A 25,744-nucleotide genomic window follows, 5' to 3' on the forward strand; every position below is an offset into this window, starting at 1 on the left:
TATATTCGGGAACACTAAACCTACAAATCTTAAGAATTTAGCAGCATGGTTAGTACTTTTGTCATTATTCCCGGATATCAAGTAAGCGAAGAACTCTACAATGGTTCGAGAACCTTAGTTTATCGTGGGTATCGAGAAACTGACTCCTTAAGAGTAGTGATTAAACTGCTGAAAAATCCTTATCCCAGTTTCAGCGAATTGGTGCAGTTTCGCAATCAATACACCATTACCAGAAATCTCAACTCACCCCTAATCATCCAAACCTACAGCCTAGAACCTTACCAAAATGGTTATGCGTTGGTGATGGAAGACTTTGGGGGGATTTCTCTTAAAGAATGGGGAGTAGAGACGCGATTAATCGCGTCTGTACAGGAGTGGGGAGTGGGGGGAAGCGTAGAATCTCTAATGGAGTTTTTACAGATAGCGATCGCACTGTGCAATACCTTAGATATACTCTACCGCGATCGCGTTATTCATAAAGATATTAAACCTGCGAATATTTTAATTAATCCCGAAACCAAGCAAGTCAAACTAATTGACTTCAGCATCGCCTCGCTGTTACCACGGGAAACCCAAGAAATTCAAAATGCCAACTGTCTAGAAGGAACTCTCGCCTATCTCTCACCGGAACAAACTGGACGGATGAACCGGGGGATTGACTACCGCAGTGACTTTTACTCATTAGGTGTCACCTTTTACGAACTACTCACAGGACAATTACCATTTATCTTCGATGATCCAATGGAATTGGTGCATTGTCACTTAGCAAAAACTCCGATTCCAGTGCATGAGATAAATCCCAAGATTCCGTTAGTTTTATCTGAAATTATCAGCAAGTTGATGGCGAAGAACGCCGAGGATCGTTATCAAAGTGCATTAGGAATCAAGCATGATTTAGAGATTTGTCTAAGTCAATTCCAAGCTACTGTAAATATCGAATATTTTACACTAGGAGAGCGAGATATTAGCGATCGCTTCCTAATTAGAGAAAAACTCTATGGTCGGGAACAAGAAGTTAAACTGCTACTGAATGCCTTTGAACGCGTAAGTCTTGGTAACACCGAAATGATGCTAGTCGCAGGTTTTTCCGGCATTGGTAAAACCGCAGTCGTCAACGAAGTTCATAAACCGATTGTGCGCCAACGTGGTTATTTTATTAAAGGTAAATATGACCAATTACAGCGCAATATTCCCTTTAGTGCCTTTGTGCAAGCCTTTCGCAATTTGATCGGGCAATTGCTCTCAGAATCAGATGCCCAACTGCAAGCCTGGAAAAGCAATATCTTATCAGCTGTTGGGCAAAATGCACAGGTAATTATTGAAGTCATTCCCGAATTAGTCAGGATAATTGGTGAGCAACCACCAGCCTCAGAACTATCAGGAACAGCAGTACAAAATAGATTTAATTTATTATTTCAGAAATTCACCCAAGTCTTTATGCAGGCTGAACATCCATTAGTGATGTTTTTGGATGACTTACAGTGGGCAGATTCCGCATCGCTGCAATTGCTGCAATTGTTGATGCAAGACACAGAGTATTTATTGATATTGGGTGCCTATCGGGATAATGAGGTGTCACCGGCTCACCCCTTCATCCTCAGCGTAGATGAGATCGTCAAAACTGGAGCAGTGGTGAATACGATTATGCTGCAATCGTTAAGTCTAGTGGATCTGAATCAGTTGGTGGCAGATACGCTGAATTGCGAATTATTCCTAGCTCTAGCCTTGACAGAATTGGTCTATCAAAAAACCAAGGGTAATCCCTTTTTTGCGACGCAATTTCTGAAAGCGTTGCATGAAGATGGACAGATTAGTTTTGACTGGGAAACACGATGTTGGCAATGTGATATTGCTGAAGTTAAAGCTTTAGCAATTACTGATGATGTGGTGGAGTTTATGGCACTGCAATTACAGAAATTGCCGCTCCCAACTCAGAATATTCTCAAACTTGCAGCTTGTATTGGGGCGCAGTTTGATTTGCATACCTTGGCGATCGTTTCCGAAAAATCTCCAGAAGATGCGGCGACAGCGTTGTGGAAAGCATTGCAAGAAGGACTGATAATTCCGAATACGGAAATCTATAAGTTCTTTATTCAGTCTGACAATGCCTCACTTTCTGATGCAGCAGCTAATCCGATTTATCGGTTTTTACACGATCGCGTTCAACAAGCTGCTTATTCCTTGATTCCTGATCAGCAAAAGCAAACAGTCCATCTCAAAATTGGACAGTTACTTCAGAAAAACTTTTCCGAAATAGAACGAGAAGAAAAACTATTCGATATTGTCGGACATTTGAATCGAGGACAGGCATTAATTAATCAACAGCAGGAACGGGAAGCCTTAGCTAAACTCAACTTAAAAGCTGGCGGTAAAGCCAGAAGTTCTACTGCATACACCGCCGCCAGAATCTATCTCCAAACTGGAATTGATCTCCTAGAAGTCGATTGTTGGCTTCTTCAGTATGATTTGACCCTAAATCTCTATGTCGCGGCTAGCGAAGCCAGCTATTTGAATGGTGACTTTCAGGGTATGGAGCAAATGTCAGCACTGGTGTTGCAGAATGCCCAGACGATTTTAGACAAAGTAAAAATTTACGAGATTCAAATTATCGCCCTGACTGGCCAAGGCCAGATGTTGGAGGCGATCGCAGTTGGCAGAGAGGCTCTAGCACAATTGGGGGTAGAACTCCCAACGGAAGTAAACGAAGCCAAGATTGGCGTAGCCTTAGAAAACCTGAACCATCAACTAAGCGGCAGACAGCTTGAAGAACTGGTTGATTTGCCATTGATGAGCGATCGCACATCTCTGGCAGCGATGCAACTGTTAGGAGTATTGTTTAACCCGATATTGCAGGGAAATCCGCGTTTACTGCCTTTTTTAAGCACAACAATGCTACGTTTATCCCTCCAGTTTGGGAATGCGCCAGCATCTATGGTAGGGTATGCGATTCACGGGATATTGCTGTGTACTGTTTTCCAAGATGTGAAAACGGGCTATAGATTTGGGGAAGTGGCATTGAATTTACTAGATCGATTCAATTTACCGAAACTCAAATCTTTAGTTCTCTTCTTGTTTGGGATATTTATTCAGCATCGGCAGGAAGCTTTCTTAGCAGTATTACCAACCCTGAAAGCTGGCTATACGGCAGGTATAGAAACTGGCGATTTTCTCAACGCTGGCTATAACATAGGCGTTTACATAAATACTAAATTTTTCGCTGGAGGAGAATTAGACACCTGTGAAATTGAAGCAGCCAATTACAGTGCTGTGATGGCGCAGGCAAAACAATATTCTTCTCAAGGGTATTTAGGGATGCAGCAGCAGATGCTGAGGAACCTTAGGGAAACCGTGAGCCAACCAGATTGCTTAGTTGGAACTGCCTACAATGAAACGGTGATGCGTCCTAAGCACCAGCAGAACAATGAATTAACTGCGATCGCGGTTGGCTACCTATATAAATTATTGCTTGCATACATCTTTGGTTATTACAAAAACGGACTAGACTACATCGCTCAAAGCAAACCCTATCTGCTTTCGGAAGCAGGCGTGATTTCTATTCCCATTTTCCATTTCTATGGCGCTTTGACGCAATTGGCAATCTTTCCCATGCAGTCAGAAACTGAGCAAGCGGAAATTTTGGCTCAGGTAGAAACCGATCAAAGCACGCTGCATCAATGGGCGCAAAATGCTCCGATGAATTATCTGCATAAATGGCATTTAGTTGAGGCAGAAAAGTGTCGGATTTTGGGCAACAAAGCAGAGGCGATCGAACAATACGATCGCGCGATCGCCCTCGCCAAAGAAAACCAATTCCTCAATGAAGAAGCCCTTGCGAACGAACTCGCCGCTAAATTCTATCTCGATTGGGGCAAAGAAAAAATTGCTCAAGTCTACATGATTGAGGCGTATTACTGTTATGCCCACTGGAGAGCAAAAGCCAAAGTTGTTGATTTAGAAACCCGCTATCCGCAACTACTCGTCACAATTTTGCAAAAACAGCAACCATCTTTCAAACCGACGGAAACGATGATTTCTGTTTTCTCTCAGACGATGCAAACTTCGACATTCAGTAATACTAGCCTCTTAGAAGCCCTCGATCTAGCAACCATTCTCAAAGCCTCTCAATCTTTGTCGAGTGAAATTGAGTTGGAGAAATTACTTAAGACTCTACTTGAGGTGATACTTAAAAGTGCGGGAGCTGATAAATGTGCGTTGCTGATGCCTTCAGGATCGCGCTGGGTAATTGAAGCCCTCTCCCAACTCGAACAGCCTACCATTATCTTGCGATCGCGTAGCGGTGCGGATGCACTCTCGCTACCCTTTGATGATAGTCAAATACTACCCGTTACCCTAATCAATCGGGTCAAAAATACCCTCTCCTTGACGGTGATTGATAATGCAGGTATCGATCCCAGCCTAGCAGCTGACCCTTATATTATTCACCACTCGCCCAAGAGTGTTCTCTGTGCGCCAATTCTCAACCAAGGCAAGTTGATTGGCATTTTATATCTAGAAAATAACCTGACAGTGGGAGCATTTACGCGCGATCGCCTAGAAGTTTTGCACCTATTAATATCCCAAGCAGCAATCTCCTTAGAGAATGCTCGGTTATACACGGAACTAGAAGACAGGGTACAAGAACGCACCCAAGCTTTAAACCAAAAAAATGACCAACTGCAAGCAACCTTAAAAGAACTAAATCGCACCCAGACACAGATGGTGCAAACTGAAAAAATGTCAGCTTTGGGACAACTGGTAGCAGGAATTGCTCACGAAATTAACAACCCAGTTAGCTTTATTCATGGAAACCTGAATTACGTTCATCAATATACACAAGACCTATTAAGCATCTTAAATTCCTACCAAAATCACTATCCAAATCCACCGAAATCCCTGGAAACAGAACTAGAAAAACTAGAATTTCACTTCTTAAAAGATGATTTAGATAACATACTGAAATCGATGAGAGTTGGTTCTGAGCGGATTCGACAAATTGTCCTATCTTTACGTAATTTTTCCCGATTAGATGAATCAGAATACAAGGCGGTAAATCTCCACGAAGGCATTGATAACACCTTAATTATTTTACAACATCGACTTAATGCACAAGAAGGTCCAGCGATTGAAATCGTGAAAAACTATGGCGAATTGCCGTTGGTAAAATGCTACGCCAGAGAAATTAATCAAGTGTTTATGAATCTGCTTATGAATGCAATTGATGCGGTAGAGGATCGCAATCGTGGTCGCAGTTTTCAGGAGATTACTACCAACCAAAATCGGATTTCAATTAGTACCATAAAGACAGAACAAAACCAAGTACAGATTATAATTACTGATAACGGAGTCGGCATTCCAGAAGAGATAAAACTGAGCTTATTCGATCCCTTTTTTACCACTAAAGCTGTGGGTAAAGGAACAGGGTTGGGATTAGCGATCGCTTGTCAAATTGTTGAATCAACCCACAGTGGTAAATTGAGTTTTAACTCTGTTCTGGGTGAGGGTACAAAATTTATAATTGAAATCCCACTGTAAAGTCTTGGTATTGTTAGTAAACAGCTGCATATATTCGGGAACACTAAACCTACAAATCTTAAGAATTTAGCAGCATGGTTAGTACTTTTGTCATTATTCCCGGATATCAAGTAAGTGAAGAACTCTACAATGGTTCCAGAACTCTGGTTTATCGAGGGTATCGAGAGACTGACTCCTTACCAGTGGTGATTAAACTGCTGAAAAATCCTTATCCGAGTTTCAGTGAACTCTTGTCGTTTCGCAATCAGTACACCATTGCCAAAAATCTCAACTCACCTCTAATCATCCAAACCTATAGCCTCCAAGCCTATCAGAATGGTTATGCGTTAGTAATGGAAGACTTTGGGGGGATTTCTCTTAAAGAATGGGGAGTAGAGACGCGATTAATCGCGTCTGTACAGGAGTGGGGAGTGGGGGAAAGTGTAGAATCTCTGATAGAGTTTTTACAGATAGCGATCGCACTCTGCAACACCTTAGATATACTCTACCGCGAGCGGATTATTCACAAAGATATCAAACCCGCCAATATTTTAATTAATCCCGAAACCAAACAAGTTAAATTAATCGACTTTAGTATTGCATCTTTACTACCACGGGAAACCCAAACACTAATCAATCCCAATGTATTAGAAGGCACACTCGCTTATATTTCTCCAGAACAAACCGGGAGAATGAATCGGGGAATTGATTATCGGACTGATTTTTATTCTCTGGGTGTGACATTCTACGAGTTACTTACTGGTGTTTTACCATTTCAATCAAACGATCCGATGGAGTTGGTGCATTGTCATATTGCGAAACTTCCACCCCTAATACATGAAATTAACCCACAAATCCCGTCTGTAGTCTCGGGGATTGTCAGTAAATTGATGGCAAAAAATGGTGAAGACCGCTATCAAAGTACCTTGGGACTGAAATTTGATTTAGAAAATTGTTTAACTCAACTCCAAGAAACTGGTAGAATCGGGGGCTTTGAAATTGCCCAAAGGGATGTGTGCGATCGCTTCATCATCCCCGATAAACTCTATGGAAGAGAAACCGAAATATCAACCCTACTCCAAGCATTTGAAAGAGTGAGCCTTGGTGCAACAGAAATGATGCTGGTAGCTGGGTTTTCGGGAATTGGTAAAACTGCGGTTGTCAACGAAGTTCATAAACCGATTGTGCAGCAACGTGGCTATTTTATCAAAGGGAAATACGACCAATTTCAGCGCAATATTCCCTTTTCGGCATTTGTGCAAGCTTTCCGGGATTTAATGGGGCAATTGTTAACAGAAAGTGATGTACAAATTCAGCAATGGAAAAGCAATATATTAGAGGCTGTGGGGGAAAATGGACAAGTAATTATTGAAGTCATCCCCGAATTATCAAGAATTATTGGTATCCAATCAGCAGTACCAGAATTATCAGGAACTGCCGCACAAAATCGATTTAATTCAATATTTCAGAAATTTATTAGCGTTTTTACAACTAAAAAACATCCCTTAGTGATGTTTTTGGATGATTTACAGTGGGCTGATTCAGCTTCTTTCAAACTGCTTGAATTATTGATGGGTGAGGATAGCGGATATTTATTATTAATTGGTGCTTACCGTGATAATGAAGTGTCTCCAACACATCCTTTGATGATGACTTTGGATGAGAAGCATAAACTTGGTGCAATTATTAATAGTATTACATTGCAAGTTCTTAGTGAAAATACTTTAAATCAACTGGTTGCAGATACTCTAAATTGTATACACGATCTAGCGACACCTTTGACGCAGTTAATTTATCAAAAAACTCAAGGAAACCCATTTTTTAGTACACAGTTCCTCAAGGCTTTGTATGAAGATAATTTGATTGTATTCAACTCTGAACTAGGATGCTGGCAGTGCGATATTACCCTAGTTAAACAAGCTGCATTGACTGATAATGTGGTAGAATTTATGGCGCAACAGTTACAAAAGCTGCCTTTTTCAACCCAATGGATTTTAAAGTTAGCGGCATGTATTGGCAATCAATTTAATTTGATGACCTTAGCAGCTGTTTCTCAACAGTCAGAAAATGAAACTGCTGCCGCACTTTGGAAAGCTTTACAGGAGGCTTTGGTTTTACCGGAAAGTGAAATTTATAAGTTTTATATTCCCGATAAAGAAGTAATTTACCAACAAGAAATGTCCCATGTTGTTAATTACAAATTCTCCCATGACCGCATTCAGCAAGCTGCTTATTCATTAATTCTTGATCAAGATAAACAAGCAACACATTTACAGATTGGACGTTTATTATTATCCAATACTTCCGATGACAAACAAACAGATAAATTATTTGATATTGCCAATCAATTGAATATGGGAATTTCCCTGATCGCCGATGATATCGAGAAAAGTAAAGTTGCCCAAATCAATCTCAATGCTGCTCAGAAAGCGAGAAGGGCAACGGCATATTCAGCGGCTTTTAGTTATGCAGAAAAAGGGATGAGTTTGTTAGATGATAATAGTTGGCAGCGGCAATATAATATTACTCTTGGTTTGCATGATATTGCCGCAGATACAGCATTTCTGACGGGTAGGTTTGCAGAAATTACTCAATTGATGCAGGTAGTAAAACTTAATTCCCAAACAGTAGTAGATAACCTTGCTGTTTATGAGGCTCAAATTCAAGCTTATAGCGCCCAGAAGAATTATCAAAAGTCGATTGATACGGGTTTAGAATTTCTCCAATTGTTAGGGATTAAATTGTCATCGCAGCCAAGTAAATTACAAGTGTTGGCAGAATTAATCAAAACTAAGGTTTTATTGCGTGGTAATTCCTTAGAAAAGCTGTTGCAATTACCTGTGATGACAAATCCAGAAACTATTGTCGTACTGCGAATTAGCAATTTAATTTCCTATCCAGCATATTTCTGTTCGCAGCCATTAATGGCACTATTGGCATTTCTGGGTGTCCAAAAATCCCTTCAACAGGGTAATTCTATCTGGTCATCTAGTTTTTATACAATCTATAGCATTATTTTATCAAATTTGCAGGAATTAGAAGCAAGTTATCAAATGGGGCAATTTTCCCTCAAGTTACTAAATAAATTACCAAACCTCTACATTGAAGGAAAAATAAAAGTAAGCATAGCAATCTTCAGCCAATTTTGGCAACAACCACTCAGCAACAGCTTACACTTGATTCAAGAAGGCAAACAGGCAGCCTTGAATTGTGGAGATTTTGCTTTCGTAGGTGTGGGATACTTCAGTGAAATTAATGTAGGTTTATTCTTAGGAAAGCCACTTATTGAGTTGTTACCAATCTCTGAACTCTACCATCAAGCATTGACAACGGAAATACCCAATGAAGTGAGTCTACAACAAATTATTATACTGCGGCAGGTAATGCTAAATCTGACGGAGGCATCTCCCCAACCCCATATATTAGTTGGCACAGAGTGCGATGAAACACAGCTAATTCCCCACTTTCAAGCCAGTAATGATGCTGTCTTTCTTTCTACTATTTATTGCTACAAAGTACTTATTGCATACTTGTTTAGTAATATCTCAGCAGCACTTGACGCAGCAGATGCTTCCCTTCCCTACGAACAAGAATTAATTGGCATCAATGGTATTATATCTACTTGGTTTTATGATGCCTTAACGCGATTGGCTGCTTATCCTAACTCCTCACCTCAACTAAAAAAGCAGTTACTCAAACGAGTTACTAAAATTCAGCACAACCTAGAACGACGGGCGAAATTAGTTCCTACCGACATTAAACACAAATGCGATTTAATTAGAGCAGAACGCGATCGCATTTTCGGCAATAAACTTCAAGCACAAGAATATTACGACCTGGCAATATCGGGGGCAAAACAAAACGGCTATATTCAAGAAGAAGCTTTAGCAAACGAACTTGCGGCTAAATTTTACCTCGAATGCGGTAAAGAAAAAATCGCTCAAGTCTATATGCAAGAAGCATACTACTGTTATGCCCGTTGGGGGGCAAAAGCCAAAGTTACCGACTTAGAAAAACGCTATCCCCAACTACTCGAATTTCTCCTGAAACAACAAAAACTTAATCTCAATCTCAATCCCTTAGAAACTATTGGCTTTGGTGGGACTTTCTCATCTACTTACACGAATACTACTGGCGGCACCAATATTTCCGACGTTTTAGATTTTACCTCTGCCCTGAAAGCCGCTAAAGCTATTTCCAGTTCTCTGGAATTAGATACACTCATCGCCAGTCTCACCCGGATTATCTTAGAAAACTCTGGCGCGATCAAAGCTGTACTGCTGCTTCCCCAAAAAAATATTTGGCAAGTACGGGCAATTACTTTTATTGATCGTGAGGAAATACAAACGAGCCTCAGCCCAGAATCACTAGACAATTGTCAAGATATTCCTGTAAAAATTATCTATTACGTCAAAAATACCCAACAAACAGTGGTTATAGACAATTGCAAAACAGATATCCCTGGTTTAATTGGGGAATATATGTTGCAACATCAACCCAAAAGTGTATTTTGTACTCCGATTATTAATCAAGGGCATTTGGTGGGGATTCTCTACCTAGAGAATCAAATGATTCAAGGGGTATTTAACAGCGATCGCCTCAGTATAATTAACTTACTGTCTTCCCAAGCAGCAGTATCCCTAGAAAATGCTGGACTTTATCAACAAGCAGGAATTGCACTACAAGACTTACAACAAGCACAGCTGCAAATTATCCAAAGTGAGAAAATGTCTGCATTGGGTAACTTAGTTGCTGGGGTAGCCCATGAAATGAATAATCCTTTGGGCTTTATTTCTGCCAGCCTTCAACAAGCTAAACCCACCCTTACTGATATTGTTGAACACTTGAAACTCTATCAAGAAAGTCTACCAAATCCAGGCGATGAAATCAAAGACCATGCCGAAAAAATTGACTTAGATTATAGCTTAGAAGATTTACCCAAGATAATTGATTCAATGGTGATGGCGTGCGATCGCCTGGAAAATATCAGCACTAGTTTAAGAACTTTCTCCCGCGCTGATAAAGATTATAAAGTGCAGTTTAATATTCACGAAGGTATCGACAGTACGATTTTAATTCTCAAACATCGCCTGAAAGCAAACGAACAACGTCCCGCAATTGAAGTTGTCACAAATTACGGTAATTTACCTCAAGTACAATGTTTCCCTGGTCAATTAAATCAGGTATTTATGAATCTTCTAGCTAATGCTATTGATGCCTTAGATGAATCTAATCAGGGAAAGTCTTTTAAGGAAATTAAAGCTAATCCTAACTGCATTACAATTACAACCTCAGTTGAAAATCATCTAGTGAAAATTGCGATCGCTGATAATGGTAAGGGGATGAGTGAATCGGTGAAACAAAAGATTTTTGACCACTTATTTACTACAAAAGCTGTGGGTAAAGGGACGGGATTAGGATTAGCGATCGCTCGTCAAATTGTTGAAGAAACCCACAGTGGGAAATTGAGTTTTAACTCAGTTCTAGGTGAGGGTACAGAATTTATCATTGAAATTCCTTTGTAAATTTTTGCTCTTTTGGTAAACAACCTCACATATCCGGGAATACTAAATCTGGAAGTCTCAAGGATTTAGCAGCATGGTTAGCACTTTTATCAGTATTCCCGGATATCGCATCAGTGAAGAACTTTACAATGGTTCCAGAACCCTAGTTTATCGAGGGTATCGAGAGACTGACTCATTAAGAGTAGTTATTAAACTGCTGAAAAATTCTTATCCGAGTTTCAGCGAACTTTTGTCATTTCGCAATCAATACACCATTGCTAAAAATCTTAACTCACCTCTGATCGTCCAAACCTATAGCCTCCAAGCCTATCAGAATGGTTATGCGTTAGTGATGGAAGACTTTGGGGGGATTTCTCTTAAAGAATGGGGAGTGCGGAGAACCTTAGAATCTCTAATGGAGTTTTTAGAAATAGCGATCGCACTGTGCAATACCTTAGATATACTCTACCGCGAGCGGATTATTCACAAAGACATAAAACCCGCCAATATTCTCATTAATCCTGAAACCAAACAAGTTAAATTAATCGACTTTAGTATTGCATCTTTATTACCACGGGAAACGCAAGCACTAATCAATCCCAATGTATTAGAAGGTACACTCGCTTATATTTCTCCAGAACAAACAGGCAGAATGAATCGGGGGATTGACTACCGTACTGACTTTTATTCTCTGGGTGTAACATTTTACGAATTACTGACTGGGGAATTACCGTTTAAGTCAAACGACCCGATGGAGTTAGTACATTCTCATATTGCAAAGCAGCCACCCTTAGTAGATAAAATTAACCCACAAATCCCGTCTGTACTCTCGGAGATTGTCAACAAATTGATGGCGAAAAATGCTGAAGACCGCTATCAGAGTGCATTGGGGCTGAAATTTGATTTAGAAAATTGTTTATCTCAACTTCAAGTTTCTGGTGAAATTAAGAGTTTCCTAATTGCAGAACGGGATGTGTGCGATCGCTTCATCATACCTGATAAACTTTATGGACGAGAAACCGAAGTTCAAACCTTACTTGATGCATTTGAGCGAGTTAGCCTTGGTGCAACAGAAATGATGCTGGTAGCTGGGTTTTCGGGAATTGGTAAAACTGCGGTTGTCAACGAAGTTCATAAACCGATTGTGCGGCAACGTGGTTATTTTATCAAAGGGAAATATGACCAATTTCAACGCAATATTCCCTTTAGTGCATTTGTGCAAGCATTTCGAGATTTAATGGGGCAACTGTTAAGCGAAAGTGATGCACAAATTCAACAATGGAGAAACCAAATATTATCAGCAGTTGGGGAAAATGGACAGGTAATTATTGAAGTCATCCCCGAACTATCAAGAATCATTGGTGAACAACCACCTGCTACAGAATTATCAGGAAATGCGGCACAAAATAGATTTAATTTCTTGTTTCAAAAATTTACCCAAGTCTTTACCAGCTTAGAACATCCATTAGTGATGTTCTTAGATGATTTGCAATGGGCTGATTCAGCATCGCTGAAATTAATGCAGCTATTAATGGCTGATACAGGTTATCTTTTTTTAATTGGTGCGTATCGTGATAACGAAGTCAATCCAGCACATCCTTTGATGTTGACTTTGAGTGAGATTCAAAAAAAACAAGCAACGATTAATACGATTACTCTAGCACCACTCAGTAAAGGGCAAGTAAATCAATTAGTTGCTGACACCCTGAAATGTTCAGAAAGTTTGGCATGGACTCTTTCTCAATTAGTATCTCAAAAAACTCAAGGTAATCCGTTTTTTGCAACCCAGTTTCTCAAAGCATTGCATCAAGATAATCTCATTCAATTTGATTTTGAATTAGCCTGTTGGCAATGTGACATTGTACAGGTGACGACTCAATCAGTTACAGATGACGTTGTTGCTTTTATGACATTTCAATTGCGAAAATTGCCACAATCAACTCAAAATGTATTGCAATTAGCTGCTTGTATTGGGAATCAGTTTGATTTAGCAACTTTGGCAATTGTTTCAGAAAAATCGTCAATTGAGACGGCTACTGATTTGTGGAAAGCATTACAAGAAGGGTTAATTTTACCGCTTGGTGATGTTTATAAGTTTTATCTTGGGCAAGAAAGTCTTGCACTTACTCAAGAAAATCAAGAGACTGTTACCTACAAATTTTTACACGATCGCGTCCAGCAAGCCGCCTATTCTTTAATTCCCACCGATCAAAAACAAGCAACCCACCTGCAAATGGGACAACTGCTTCAGCAAAAGCTCTCAGAAATAGACCGAGAAGACAAGATTTTTGATATTGTCGGGCATTTAAATTTAGGCATAGAGTTAATCGCGCAACCGCAGGAACGGCAAACTCTAGCACAACTGAACTTGAAAGCGGGAACTAAGGCCAGAAGTGCTACCGCCTATGCTGCCGCAAAAGTTTATTTGCAAAGTGGGCTGGAGTTACTTCGGCCAGACTGCTGGGAAACTCAGTACGAATTAACGCTCAATTTGTATGTAGCCGCCGCCGAAGCCAGTTACTTGAATAGTGACTTTGAGGGCATGGAGCAGCTTGCCGCATTCGTCTTGCAGCAAGCACAAACGATTCTCGACAAAGTGAAAATCTACGAAATTAAAATCGCAGCACACACAGCTCGTAACCAAACATTGCAGGCGTTCGCCGTAGGTACAGAGGCACTGAAGCAATTGGGGGTAGAGTTTCCGACAGAAGCAGACGAAGCCCAAATTAGCAGTGGTTTACAGCAGATCGAGGAGCAACTCCAAGGCAAAGAAATTGCCGAACTGGTTGATTTGCCTGCGATGAGCGACCCCAATGCCCAAGCCGCCATACAACTGTTAGGAATGTTATTTTCACCGATTCTACAGGCAATGCCCGGATTAATGCCCATACTGAGTGCAACGATGGTGAGTTTATCAATCCAGTTTGGGAATGCACCAGGATCGACGGTGGGGTATGCGATTCACAGTATGGTGTTGTGTGCCTTTTTGGGAGAAGTGAAAACAGGCTATAGCTTTGGGCGATTGGCAATCAACTTGCTTGACATATTTAATGTCAAGGAATTCGAGTCTAAAGTTCTACTTCTGTTTGCGGCTTGGGTTCAACATCATCAGGAATCTCTCAAAGCAACGATGTTGACGATGAAAGATGGCTATGCAACTGGTATAGAAACTGGTGATTTTCTCAGCGCTGGCTATAACTCTCTCGATTACCTCATTGCCAAACTTTTTGCTGGGGTAGAACTGGACATTTGGGAACCCGAAATAGCAGCTTACAGGGCTGTCTTAGTGCAGGTAAAACAACATTCTGCCCAGACTTATTTGGATATCATGCAGCAGACTGTGCATAACTTGAAGGAAGCCCGTATTCTGTCGGATTGCTTAATTGGCAGTGCCTACGATGAAACGGTGATGCTTTCTAAGCACCATCAGGACAACGATCTCTCGGCGATCGCTATTGCCTACACTTACAAACTGATGCTTGCCTACTTTTTTGGTAACTACACGGCTGCCCTAGACTATAACACCCAAGGCAAACAGTATTTAATGGCAGTATCAGGGATGATTTTTATTCCCATTTTTCATTTCTATACAGCCCTGACGCATTTGGCACTCTTGTCCACACACCCAGAGTCAGAGCAAGGCGAATTTTTGTCTTTAGCCCAAACCCATCAAACCACTTTGCAACAGTGGGCGCAAAATGCTCCCATGAATCATCTGCATAAATGGTATTTAGTTGAGGCAGAAAAACATCGGGTTTTGGGCAATAAAGCCGAAGCAATTGAACATTACGATCGCGCCATCATTGGAGCCAAAGAAAATGATTATATTCAGGAAGAAGCGCTGGCTAATGAACTAGCCGCAAAATTTTACCTCGACTGGGATAAACAGGAGATTGCCCAGGCATACATGACGAAGGCTTACTATGGCTATGCTCGTTGGGGTGCAAAAGCCAAAGTCGCTGACTTGGAAAGACGCTATCCCCAACTCCTGACTCCTATTCTCCAACAAACTCGCACTCCTTTCTCGGTTAACGAAACCGTCTTCGCATTAGGAACAGTCACCTCCACTAGTTCTTCTAGTTCTTCGTCCAGCGTCTCCGATTCTCTCGATTTAGCTGCTATTCTCAAAGCCTCTCAAACTATCTCAGGCGAAATCGAACTCGAAAAACTGCTTTCATCGTTGCTGAAGATCGTCATCGAAAATGCAGGGGCTGATAAATGCGTGTTAATGCTCTTGCGAGACGATCGCCTGCTGATCAAAGGGTCAATTATTGAGGGTTCGGAGCCGGTTGTGTTGCAGCGACTTCCCATTGAGGACAGCCAGGACATTCCCCTCAGACTGATTTACAAAGTGAAGCACGACAGGCAGACTGTTGTACTACTTGATGCGACGGCTGATCTGACCTTAGCCAATGACCCGTATATCATTCGTCAGCAGCCTAAGAGTATCTTGTGTAGACCGATTTTACATCAAGGGAAGTTTCTGGGTATTTTATATCTAGAAAATAATTTAGCGACGGGGGCGTTCACAAGCGATCGCGTCGAACTGCTAAATTTACTCTGCGCTCAAGCGGCGATTTCTTTGGAAAATGCCCGACTTTATGAGCGATCGCAGAACTATGCCCAACAGTTAGAGCAGTCATTCGCCGAATCGCAGCAAAAATCAGAAGATTTGCAACAAGCATTGCAAGATTTACAACAAGCTCAATTACAAATGGTGCAAAGTGAGAAAATGTCTGCGTTGGGTAATTTAGTTGCTGGTGTCGCTCACGAAATGAATAATCCCCTCGGTTTTATTGCTGCCAGTCTCAAACAAGCTAAACCTACCTTTGCCGATATTATTGAACACTTGAAATTATATCAAGAAAGTTTACTCAACAAGAGTGAGGAAATTATTGACCACGCCGAAGAAATCGACTTGGATTATAGTTTAGAAGACTTGCCCAAGATGCTTGATTCCATGTCGATGGCGTGCGACAGGCTGAAAAACATCAGCACCAGTTTACGTACTTTCTCCCGCGCCGATCAAGATTACAAAGTACCATTTAACATTCACGAAGGCATCGATAGCACAATTTTAATTTTGAAACATCGTTTGAAGGCGAATGAACAACGTCCCGCGATTGAAGTTGTCAGCAACTACGGTAATTTTCCTCAAGTAGAATGTTTCCCTGGTCAATTAAATCAGGTGTTTATGAATCTGATAGCTAATGCTATTGATGCCTTAGATGAATCTAATCAGGGACATTCTTTTGAGGAAATTAAAGCCAATCCTAACTGCATTACAATTACAACCTCAGCAGCAGATAATTTAGTGAAAATTGCGATCGCTGATAATGGTAAGGGGATGAATGAATCAGTAAAACAAAAGATTTTTGACCACTTATTTACTACAAAAGCTGTGGGTAAAGGGACAGGATTAGGATTAGCGATCGCCAAGTCTATTGTTGAATCAACCCACGGCGGAAAATTGAGTTTCAACTCTGTTCTGGGTGAGGGTACAGAATTTTTAATTGAAATGAAGTTCTAAATAAAACAGGAGTCAGAATACAGAATTCACCAATTGTGAATACTCCACCCATAAAGGGATAGAGTTTTAAGGCGAGAATATTTTAATTTTTTTCGCGCCACTTGCGGGCAAGGTTTTAAACCAATATTCATTACCCAGTAGTACAGAATTCAATTCTGTTAGCGGTAGCGGGGCGTTTAGCCCATTCTGACTCCTGAGTTCTGAATTCTTCTTATAAATTAAACAGGCAAATTAGCAGCACTCTGGATATTTTCTAATATTAAATCAGGGCTAGTACGTTTAATCAAGCCAGTTAGAACTTTACCAGGGCCAATTTCTACTACTCGCTGAATGCCGTTGGCTGGTAATTGCAGAGAAATTTCTCGCCAGCGTACCGAACCAGTCATTTGTTTATTCAAGCGCTGCTTTAAAATCTCGGCATCAATAGACGGAATTGGTTCGACATTAGACAACACTGGTACAATCGCTGGCTGAAATTCCACAGATTCTAGAATGTCTTGGAATTCCGCAGCTGCTGGTGCGATTAAATGTGAATGAAATGCTCCAGAAACTTTTAGGGGAATAGCACGCTTTGCTTTAACTTGAGACAGCACCGCTTGTACAGCCTCAGTCGTGCCTGAAATTACTACCTGAGTCGAGCTATTGTCATTTGCTAACACAACATCAGGCGTTTGGGCAATGACTTTTTCCAACTGTTCGCGGTCAAAGTTGATCAAAGCCGCCATCATCCCACCGACGGCACTATCCATGAGTTCCGCACGACGCTTCACCAGATATAAACCAGCCGACCACTCAAAGACACCCGCAATATAAAGGGCAGTATATTCTCCCAAACTGTGACCAGCAACTAAATCTGGCTGGTGTCCTCGTTCTCGGAGAAGGTCAGCAAGAATGCTTTCTACCACATAAAGAATTGGCTGGGTGTATAGCGTCTGTGATAACTTTTCTTCTTGGTTTTGAGAGATTTCTGTTACAGACCAGCCCAAAATTTCCTCAGCTTGGGCAAATTTGTTTTTAGCGGCAGGTATATCTAATAAGTCTATTCCCATTCCCAGCGCTTGGGAACCTTGTCCGGGAAACACCCATGCAGTTTTAGTCATTAGTCATTGGTCATTAGTCATTGGTCATTGGTCATTGGTCATTGGTCATTGGTCATTAACAAAGGACAAATGACTAATGACAAAGGACAAAATATTCACCTTCCCCATTGAAAAATTGCCGCGCCCCAGGTAAGACCGGCACCAAAGCCGGATGCAGCAACGATGTCATTGGGTTTAATTTTACCTTGCCGTACTGCTTCATCCAAAGCTAAGGGGATGGAGGCAGCAGAGGTATTGCCATACTGGGCGAGATTACTGATAACTTTATGTTCTGGGACATTCAGGCGTTGGGCAACGGCATCGATAATTCGCTGATTGGCTTGATGCAACAGCAGCCAATCTATCTGGTCAACGCTGAGGTTGGCTTGAAATAAGGCTTTGTCAATGATTTCTGGCACTTTTTGGATAGCAAAGCGATAAACTTCTTTGCCGTTCATAGTAATGGGTTGATAAGTGCCTTTAGTGATATTTACACCGGGGAGCAGTTCTTGGGAAGCGCCTGTGTATGCAAGGTTGAGGTGATGGTTTAGAGTGCCATCACTTTTAAGTGCAAATCCCAATAAGCGATCGCTTTTGGCAGCCTGCAATACTACTGCCCCTGCACCATCACCAAACAATACACAAGTGCGCCGATCTTCCCAATCTACCCAGCGAGAGAGGATGTCTGCCCCGATCAACAGTACATTCTTATATACTCCTGTTCTAATGTACTGGGCTGCTGTAACCAGACCAAACACAAAGCCGGAGCAGGCAGCTGTCAAGTCAAAGGCTACTGCGTTGGTGGCTCCCAATTGAGCTTGTACTTGACAAGCACTACCAAATAAATCATCAGGGGTGGAAGTCGCTAGCAGAATCAAGTCTAGGTCTTCTGGTTTAATTCCCGCAGATGCGATCGCCTGACTGCTGGCGGCAGTAGCGAGTACACTCAAGGACTCAGATGGCAGCGCTAATCGCCGTTGACGAATTCCCGTTCTTGTGCTAATCCACTCGTCTGATGTTTCAACTACTTCACTCAATGTCTGGTTGTGTAGGGAAGTTGCGGGTACTGCCGAGCCACTTCCGATAATTGCCACGCCTAAATTTTGCACTCCTAATCTCCCCAGCTATCAGCTTTTTGTCCTTTGTCAGTTGTCCTTTGCAAATGACCAATGACCAATGACTAATGACCAATGACTAATGACCAATGACTAACCGCTCTCGCGCTCTAGGATATATTGGGACTGAATTCGTTGGATCACCTGGTTGTCAACGGCTTCTTTTGCCATGCGAATTGCATTAAAAATTGAAGGTGCTTGTGAACTACCGTGACCAATCAAACAGACTCCTGCCACGCCTAACAGCAAAGCGCCGCCGTGTTCGGCGTGATCCATGCGCTGCTTAACCCGCTTCAGGTTTGGTTTTAAGAGTGCTGAACCGATTTGACCGTGCAATCCTTGGGGTAATTCTTCCCGCAGAATTTGCAAAATCACTTCTCCGACTGCTTCGGCAAATTTTAACAATACATTACCCACAAAGCCATCGCAGACAATCACATCAAAGCGACCGGAAAGCACATCACGCCCTTCGGCATTGCCAATAAAATTAATTTGGGAATTTTCGCGGAGCATTTGGTGGGCGCGGACGGCTGCATCATTGCCCTTAGAGTCTTCTTCACCGATATTCAGCAAACCCACCTTTGGTTCAGTTGTACCCAAAACATACTGACTGTAAGCCGATCCCATGACGCCAAACTGCTCTAAAAACTTGGGACGGCAATCTACATTCGCGCCGACATCAAGTACTAGCACTGGCTTACCAGCAATAATCGTGGGAAAAACAGTCCCGATCGCTGGGCGGTCAATTCCCGGCAATCGTCCTAAGCGGAGTAAAGCTGATGCCATAGCTGCCCCAGAGTGCCCCGCAGAAAATACGGCATCTGCTTTTTGCTGCTTGACCAAATCCATGGCCACATTAATAGAAGCCTTGGGTTTGCGTCTAACTGCGTTTAAAGGCTCCTCATCCATTGCGATCGCATCCTTTGCAGTCACGATCTCCACCTGCCCTAAACTTGTTTTTGGCGGCAAAGCAGCTTCTATTTGTTGGGGATCACCAACCAACAATATATCTACACCCAATTCTTCCCTTGCTCGCAATGCGCCAGCAACGATTTCACCGGGTGCGTGATCCCCTCCCATTGCGTCAATTGCGATCCTTACGCGAGTCGATCCCATTGCTCACAGCTTCTAGAAACCTTACAAATTTTACCAGATGGCTTTGCCGAAAAAGCTTAACTTTCTGACCGCCAAATTAATTCTGTTACTATTGCAACAATTTTTGCTGGCAAGCTCAAGATAGCACGAATTGTTCTGGAGTAGGGAGTGGGGAGTGGGGAATGGGGAGTGGGGAGTGGGGAATGGGCATTGGGCATTGGGCATTGGGCATTGGGCATTGGGCATTGGGCATTGGGCATTGGGCATTGGGCATTGGGCATTGGGCATTACTTATTCTCCTTGTCTCCTCATCTCCCTCATCTCCCTCATCCCCCTCATCTCCCCCCACTCCCTACTCCCTACTCCCTACTCCCCACTCTCCACCACCCAATTAACTAGCATCCGAACGCCGTAGCCGGTTGCCCCTGCGCCGTTGTAACCATTTTCTTTATCTGTCCACACAGGTCCTGCAATATCTAAGTGTGCCCAAGGGGTTTGTTTGACGAATTGCTTGAGGAAAAGGGCGGCGGTAATTGCACCACCTGGACGCGGCCCTGTATTCTTCATGTCCGCAATACCAGACTTTAGCCCTTCAAAATATTTTTCTTCCATTGGCATCCGCCAAATCTTTTCCCCTGAAGTTTCAGCAGCTTTCTCTAGCTGGGAAGCGACAGCATCATCGGGAGTATATAAACCAGCAATATCTTCACCCAAGGCAATGAGGTTGGCACCAGTTAGGGTGGCTAAATCCACGATCGCATCTAATCCCAATTTGTCGGCATAAACTAAGGCATCTGCTAGGGTTAAACGTCCTTCAGCATCGGTGTTGTTCACTTCGATTGTTTTGCCGTTTGATGCTGTGAGAACGTCTCCTGGGTGCATGGCGCGACCGCTAATCATGTTTTCAGTCACCGCCGAGATAAAGTGAACTTCCGAATCTGGCTTAATTTGAGCAATGGCTTTTGCTGCACCCAAGATTGCTGCTGCACCGCCCATGTCAATTTTCATGGTTTCGATGCCGCTACCAGCACCTTTAATGTTGAGTCCGCCGGAGTCGAAGGTTACACCTTTGCCAATAATTGCTAGTTTCTTTTTGGGTGTACCTTCTGGCTTGTAAGTTAAGTGAATGAATTTAGGTGGCAAATCGGAAGCTTGGGCTACTCCCAAAAACGCACCCATGCCCAACTTTTCACAGTCTTCCCGTTCCAGAATTTCTATTTGTAAACCGTACTCGTTAGCGATCGCAATAGCCGTTTCAGCTAAAGTAATTGGTGTGACTGCGTTAGCTGGCGCTGCTACTAACTGCCGTGCCAAAATTACCCCGGAAACGATTTGATGGGCGCGGTTGATGGCGGCTTCTTGTCCACCGAAACCTAGTAAATCGACGGTTTCTATTTGTGAACCTTTGTCTTCTGGTTCTGATTTAAAGCGAATATCTTGGTAAAGTGCTAATTCCACACCTTCGGCGATCGCTTGGGCGCTTGCTGCTGGATCGTTATTCCATAATGGAAAACTAAATCCCAGAATTTTGCTTTTTTGCTTGTTTCCTACTCTGGCTACAGCAGCAGCAGCGCGGCGCAAAGTGTCTAGTTTTAGTGCTTCTGGTTTTCCTAAACCTACTAAAATCAATTTACGCACTGAGCTACCAGCATTTACACGGGTAAAGATTGTACTGTTGGCTTTACCTTTAAATTCTTCTTCAGCAATCAGTTCTTTTAGGACTCCAGAAAACTTTTGATCTAAAGTTGCTAGTTCTCCGGTTAACTCTACTGCATCTTCAAATAATCCAATTGCCAAACTATCGCCTGCCCACTCTAGCAAAGGCTGATCACTAGGTTGAATTGTCATGTTGGGATTTTGTGTAAATATTCCTTCTTGTACCAGTATTGCTTAAAATTCTTGTTTCATGGAGTGGGGAGTGAGGGAGATGCAAAGCAGAGGGAGCATCTCACTTTCGTAGAAAGCCTAAACCTCACCCCAGCCCTCTCCTTAGTAAGGAGAGGGAGCAGGAATCTTCTTTCTCCTATGGTGTAGTGTATTTACAAAACTGAGATGCTCCCCAAAGCAGAGGGCAGTAGCTATCATTTAACAAATTGCAGGATTTACGCAAAGAATAGCCGAAACCCTTATTTTCTGGTAGGGGCAATTCATGAATTGCCCCTACAGTGTGTGGTTTTGCGTAAGTCCTAAAATTGGTAGAAATAGGACTCGTGAATGAGGCTTTGATACTCGTGAATGAGGCTTTGATACTCGTGAATGAAGCTCAGAACTTCGTGAATGAGGCTTTGATACTCGTGAATGAGGCTCAGAACTCCGTTCACGAAGCTTTGATACTCGTGAATGAAGCTCAGAACTCCGTTCACGAAGTTTTGATACTCGTTCGATAATAATTACAAGAGTTGGGAAAATCTACCGTGTTAACTCAAGATAAAAAACTGCTTTTGATTGGTCAGGTAACAGATTTAAGCGGAATCCCCATCAGGACAATTCGTTATTACGAGAGTTTAGGCTTAATTAAATCGTCAAGACGAACAGAGGGAGGCTTTCGCCAGTTTTCATTGGACGTGCTAACTCGTCTAGCATTCATCAAAAGGGCGCAAAATCTTGGTCTTAGCCTAGAAGAAATTGGAAATATTCTTCAGGTTTATGACCAAGGACAAACTCCCTGTGGTGAAATTAAAGAAAAGCTCGAAGATAAGGTGTTGCAGATTGATCAACAAATTGATCAGTTGTTAACTTTACGTTCTGAAATAATGGGATTACTTTCAGGCTGGAAGAATATCAGCGACCACCATGAGGATACAATTTGTCCGATTATTCAAAATAAAACTTACAGCAGGAGTCAGGTGTAAGTCATAGGTGTCAACTTAACGTGAAAGTTAGTCTAGAAACAGCTTTTAGAGATTATCTCGTTTATCTCGTTCCCAGTCTCTGACTGGGAATGCATTCCGAGAGGGCTGCCGCCTCAAGACTTGCGGCAGAGCCGCGATGAGGTGCATTTCCAGCCAGAGTCTGGAAACGAGGTTTTAAAAGGCTTTTACGTTAAGTTGACACCAATGGTTGCAGGGGTTCCAAGAATTGTAGCGACTGCCGTCGCGTAGAGGGACGCAGAGAATTTGCTAGGAATTTTTGTTCTTTATAGGACTTACGCACGAGTTACGGAATAACGAACCGCAGAGGCGCAGAGTACACCGAGGAATCAGAGTTTCAGAGATATTTTGTGTAAGTCCTACTTTATTTAGGACTCAGAACTTTTGTAGAGAAGAAACCACCACAACTCTAGTCCAATTAATGTTAAACCACCGATCGCAACACCAACTTTCAAGCCCAAAGGTTGCTCGATGCGCTGAAATTGGCTGGTTTGCTCTGACGAGTGGGCTGGCATTTCTGCTAATGTTACACCTGATGTTGCAGTGAGAAGCACTAAAGCTGTAAGGCTTCCCCAAAGCATTTTTTTACTGAACATTTGCTAAATTAACCTGCAATTATGAGATAGCTTTTGGTTGAAAGTTACGCAATCTGAGGGCGTTACTAACAACAGAGAGCGAAGAAAGAGCCATCGCAGCCCCGGCGATAATTGGATTGAGTAACCAACCAAAGATGGGGAAGAGAATCCCAGCCGCAATGGGAATACCAATGACGTTATAAATAAAGGCAAAGAAGAGATTTTGCCTGATGTTATTGATCGTGGCGCGACTAAGTTGAATAGCCGTAACAATTCCTTGTAAATCTCCAGAAATTAGGGTAATATCGCTAGCTGCGATCGCTACATCTGTTCCCGTACCAATAGCAATTCCCACATCAGCCTGTGCTAGGGCTGGTGCATCATTTATGCCATCTCCTACCATTGCGACAAGGGAGTGGGGAGTGGGGAGTGGGGAGTGGGGGGATGAGGGGGATGAGGGGGATGAGGGGGATGAGGGGGAATAATAATTGTTTGCTTGCTCCCCCTGCTTCCTCATCTCCCCCTGCTTCCTCATCTCCCCCTGCTCCCTCATCTCCCCCTGCTTCCTCATCTCTCTTTGCAGGGATTGGATAATCGCCGCTTTCTGATCTGGCCGGACTTCGGCAAAGATTCGCTGGATGCCAACTTGTCTTGCGATCGCTTCGGCAGTTTTACGATTGTCTCCAGTCAACATTACTACTTCTAAACCTAACTTCTGTAAAGCTTTCACTACTGCTGTTGATGAAGGTTTGAGGGCATCAGCGATACCCATTATTCCTTGTAGTTCGCCATCTACAGCAATCAAAATGACTGTTTTACCAGCCGCTTCCCATGCATCTTTATACTGCTGGAGACTTATGGTGTTAATTCCAAGTTCTGTTAACCAGCGTTGTGTACCAATTTGCACAAGCTGATTTGAAACAACTGCTTGCACACCACTACCTGCGTTAGCCTGAAAGTTCTTGGCCTCTGCTAAACTCACCTCTTGAGATTGGGCGTATTTCACCACAGCTTCCGCTAAAGGATGCTCAGAATTATGTTCCACCGTTGCTGCTAACTGTAAAAGCTTGATTTCATTAGCATTAGCTGTACCGTTGACTGTTACAAAGTCTGTAACTGTCGGTTTCCCCTCAGTCAAAGTGCCAGTTTTATCTAGAACGATGATTTGAATTTTGTGTGCTAGTTCTAAGCTGTCCGCACCTTTAATCAAAATGCCATTTTCTGCACCTTTGCCCGTCCCCACCATTACAGATGTGGGGGTAGCTAAACCCAAAGCACAAGGACAAGCGATAATCAGTACACCTACGGTTGTCGTTGTTGCTAGGGTGAGGTTGCCTGTGAAATTAAACCAAATAACGAAAGTGGCGATCGCGATCGCAATCACAGCTGGTACAAACCATCCTGTCACTTGATCTGCCAAGCGTTGAATAGGTGCTTTAGAACCTTGCGCTTGTTGCACTAGTTTGACGATTTGAGCTAAAAATGTATCATTTCCGACTCGTGTCACCCGAAACTGAAATGCACCCGCACCGTTAATCGTCGCCCCAATCACCTCATCTCCTGGCTGCTTTTTGACTGGCAAACTTTCACCTGTCACCATCGCTTCATCTACCGTTGAAGCGCCTGCAATCACTTCGCCATCTACGGGAATCTTTTCACCAGGACGCACCAAAATCACATCGTTAATTATGACTTGAGCGATCGGAACATCAATTTCCTTACCATCACGGATAACTCTGGCATCTCTAGCTTGCAGTCCAATGAGTTTGCGGATGGCTTCAGAAGTTTGTCCCCTAGCGCGATTTTCCAACAACCGCCCCAACAAAATTAAGGTAATGACGATCGCAGCAACTTCATAATAAACATGAGGAATCAAGCCCTGAGCAATAAAAAATTTCGGGAAAACAGTGACAAACAAAGAATATAGATAGGCTGCACTTGTACCCAAAGCAATCAGCGTGTCCATCGTCGCCGTATGGCGCTTGAGGGTTTTCCAGCCATTTCGGTAAAAAGATCCACCACACCAAAATACGACGGGCGTTGTCAGCACTAACTGTATCCAAGGATTTTGCAGGAAGCTTGGAATTAAGGGTAAGTTCAACCCAGTCATCATGGGCAACGACCCCAAAAATAGGAAAATGCTGATTACACCTCCCACCAATACTTTGAGAGAGAGTTGGCGTTGTAATGCTTGCCTACCTGCTTTCTCGGCATCATCTTCTTCAGAGAGTATTTCTTCTTGGAGTGAGTAAGAAGAGTATCCCGCAGATGCGATCGCAGTTTGGATTTTCTCTAAATTGGCTAAAGAGCGATCGTACTTGATGGCGGCTTGTTCTACTCCAAAGTTAACGTTGCAGTCAATTACACCAGGAACAGAGCGAATCGCCTTTTCGATGTTAGTGGCGCAAGCGGCACAACTCATGCCTCGAAGTTTGAGTGTGAGAGTATCCATAACTAGATGAACC

General features: G+C 42.6%; 11 protein-coding genes. 5 read left to right on the forward strand and 6 right to left on the reverse strand.

Annotated elements, in window-relative coordinates; genetic code table 11:
• Positions 1-45 precede the first annotated feature (45 nt).
• The 3 genes from V7K27_RS08190 (at position 46) to V7K27_RS08200 (ending at position 16,545) form a co-directional block, all read left to right on the forward strand.
• Positions 46-5,532: a trifunctional serine/threonine-protein kinase/ATP-binding protein/sensor histidine kinase gene (locus V7K27_RS08190; protein ID WP_334946058.1), complete on the forward strand. Its 5,487-nt coding sequence runs from the start codon at positions 46-48 to the stop codon at positions 5,530-5,532.
• Positions 5,533-5,606: 74 nt separating this feature from the next.
• Positions 5,607-11,036 carry an ATP-binding sensor histidine kinase gene (locus V7K27_RS08195; RefSeq protein WP_334946059.1) on the forward strand — a complete coding sequence of 1,810 codons (5,430 nt, stop codon included), beginning with the start codon at positions 5,607-5,609 and terminating at the stop codon, positions 11,034-11,036.
• A 73-nt stretch (positions 11,037-11,109) separates the two neighbouring features.
• Complete coding sequence (locus tag V7K27_RS08200) at positions 11,110-16,545, forward strand: trifunctional serine/threonine-protein kinase/ATP-binding protein/sensor histidine kinase (RefSeq protein ID WP_334946061.1); 5,436 nt, start codon at positions 11,110-11,112, stop codon at positions 16,543-16,545.
• A gap of 218 nt (positions 16,546-16,763) precedes the next feature.
• On the opposite strand, the gene fabD is transcribed toward V7K27_RS08200, so the two are convergent.
• The 3 genes from fabD to plsX form a co-directional block, all read right to left on the reverse strand.
• The gene (gene fabD, locus V7K27_RS08205; RefSeq protein WP_334946063.1) at positions 16,764-17,645 is read right to left on the reverse strand and encodes an ACP S-malonyltransferase; all 882 of its coding nucleotides are present in this window, start codon (positions 17,643-17,645) and stop codon (positions 16,764-16,766) included.
• A 95-nt stretch (positions 17,646-17,740) separates the two neighbouring features.
• Positions 17,741-18,733 carry a beta-ketoacyl-ACP synthase 3 gene (locus V7K27_RS08210; protein ID WP_334946065.1) on the reverse strand — a complete coding sequence of 331 codons (993 nt, stop codon included), beginning with the start codon at positions 18,731-18,733 and terminating at the stop codon, positions 17,741-17,743.
• A gap of 99 nt (positions 18,734-18,832) precedes the next feature.
• Positions 18,833-19,855: a phosphate acyltransferase PlsX gene (gene plsX, locus V7K27_RS08215; RefSeq protein ID WP_334946067.1), complete on the reverse strand. Its 1,023-nt coding sequence runs from the start codon at positions 19,853-19,855 to the stop codon at positions 18,833-18,835.
• A 161-nt stretch (positions 19,856-20,016) separates the two neighbouring features.
• On the opposite strand from plsX, the gene V7K27_RS08220 reads away from it, so the two are divergent.
• A complete protein-coding gene (locus V7K27_RS08220; RefSeq protein ID WP_334946069.1) occupies positions 20,017-20,229 on the forward strand; it encodes a hypothetical protein in 213 nt (70 codons plus the stop codon).
• On the opposite strand, the gene V7K27_RS08225 is transcribed toward V7K27_RS08220, so the two are convergent.
• Complete coding sequence (locus V7K27_RS08225; RefSeq protein ID WP_334946071.1) at positions 20,201-21,682, reverse strand: leucyl aminopeptidase; 1,482 nt, start codon at positions 21,680-21,682, stop codon at positions 20,201-20,203. The genes V7K27_RS08220 and V7K27_RS08225 overlap by 29 nt on opposite strands.
• Before the next feature lie 566 nt (positions 21,683-22,248).
• Between V7K27_RS08225 and V7K27_RS08230 the strand changes: the two genes are divergently transcribed.
• Positions 22,249-22,686 carry a heavy metal-responsive transcriptional regulator gene (locus V7K27_RS08230; protein ID WP_334946073.1) on the forward strand — a complete coding sequence of 146 codons (438 nt, stop codon included), beginning with the start codon at positions 22,249-22,251 and terminating at the stop codon, positions 22,684-22,686.
• A gap of 386 nt (positions 22,687-23,072) precedes the next feature.
• Here the strand turns inward: V7K27_RS08230 and V7K27_RS08235 are convergent, their stop codons facing one another.
• Both V7K27_RS08235 and V7K27_RS08240 read right to left on the reverse strand, forming a co-directional pair.
• Positions 23,073-23,300 carry a hypothetical protein gene (locus tag V7K27_RS08235; protein WP_334946075.1) on the reverse strand — a complete coding sequence of 76 codons (228 nt, stop codon included), beginning with the start codon at positions 23,298-23,300 and terminating at the stop codon, positions 23,073-23,075.
• 19 nt (positions 23,301-23,319) lie between these two features.
• On the reverse strand, positions 23,320-25,731 hold the full coding sequence (locus V7K27_RS08240) for a heavy metal translocating P-type ATPase (protein WP_334946077.1): 2,412 nt from the start codon (positions 25,729-25,731) through the stop codon (positions 23,320-23,322).
• Positions 25,732-25,744: the final 13 nt, after the last annotated feature.

Source organism: Nostoc sp. (assembly GCF_036919575.1).
In the GTDB taxonomy this organism is placed as follows: Bacteria; Cyanobacteriota; Cyanobacteriia; order Cyanobacteriales; family Nostocaceae; genus Nostoc.

Bases quoted from the DNA above. Each gene is read 5' to 3' on its own strand.
- V7K27_RS08190 (WP_334946058.1), top strand. From the start codon at position 46: ATGGTTAGTACTTTTGTCATTATTCCCGGATATCAAGTAAGCGAAGAA.
- V7K27_RS08195 (WP_334946059.1), top strand. From the start codon at position 5,607: ATGGTTAGTACTTTTGTCATTATTCCCGGATATCAAGTAAGTGAAGAA.
- V7K27_RS08200 (WP_334946061.1), top strand. From the start codon at position 11,110: ATGGTTAGCACTTTTATCAGTATTCCCGGATATCGCATCAGTGAAGAA.
- fabD (WP_334946063.1), bottom strand. From the start codon at position 17,645: ATGACTAAAACTGCATGGGTGTTTCCCGGACAAGGTTCCCAAGCGCTG.
- plsX (WP_334946067.1), bottom strand. From the start codon at position 19,855: ATGGGATCGACTCGCGTAAGGATCGCAATTGACGCAATGGGAGGGGAT.
- V7K27_RS08220 (WP_334946069.1), top strand. From the start codon at position 20,017: ATGGGGAGTGGGGAGTGGGGAATGGGCATTGGGCATTGGGCATTGGGC.
- V7K27_RS08225 (WP_334946071.1), bottom strand. From the start codon at position 21,682: ATGACAATTCAACCTAGTGATCAGCCTTTGCTAGAGTGGGCAGGCGAT.
- V7K27_RS08235 (WP_334946075.1), bottom strand. From the start codon at position 23,300: ATGTTCAGTAAAAAAATGCTTTGGGGAAGCCTTACAGCTTTAGTGCTT.
- V7K27_RS08240 (WP_334946077.1), bottom strand. From the start codon at position 25,731: ATGGATACTCTCACACTCAAACTTCGAGGCATGAGTTGTGCCGCTTGC.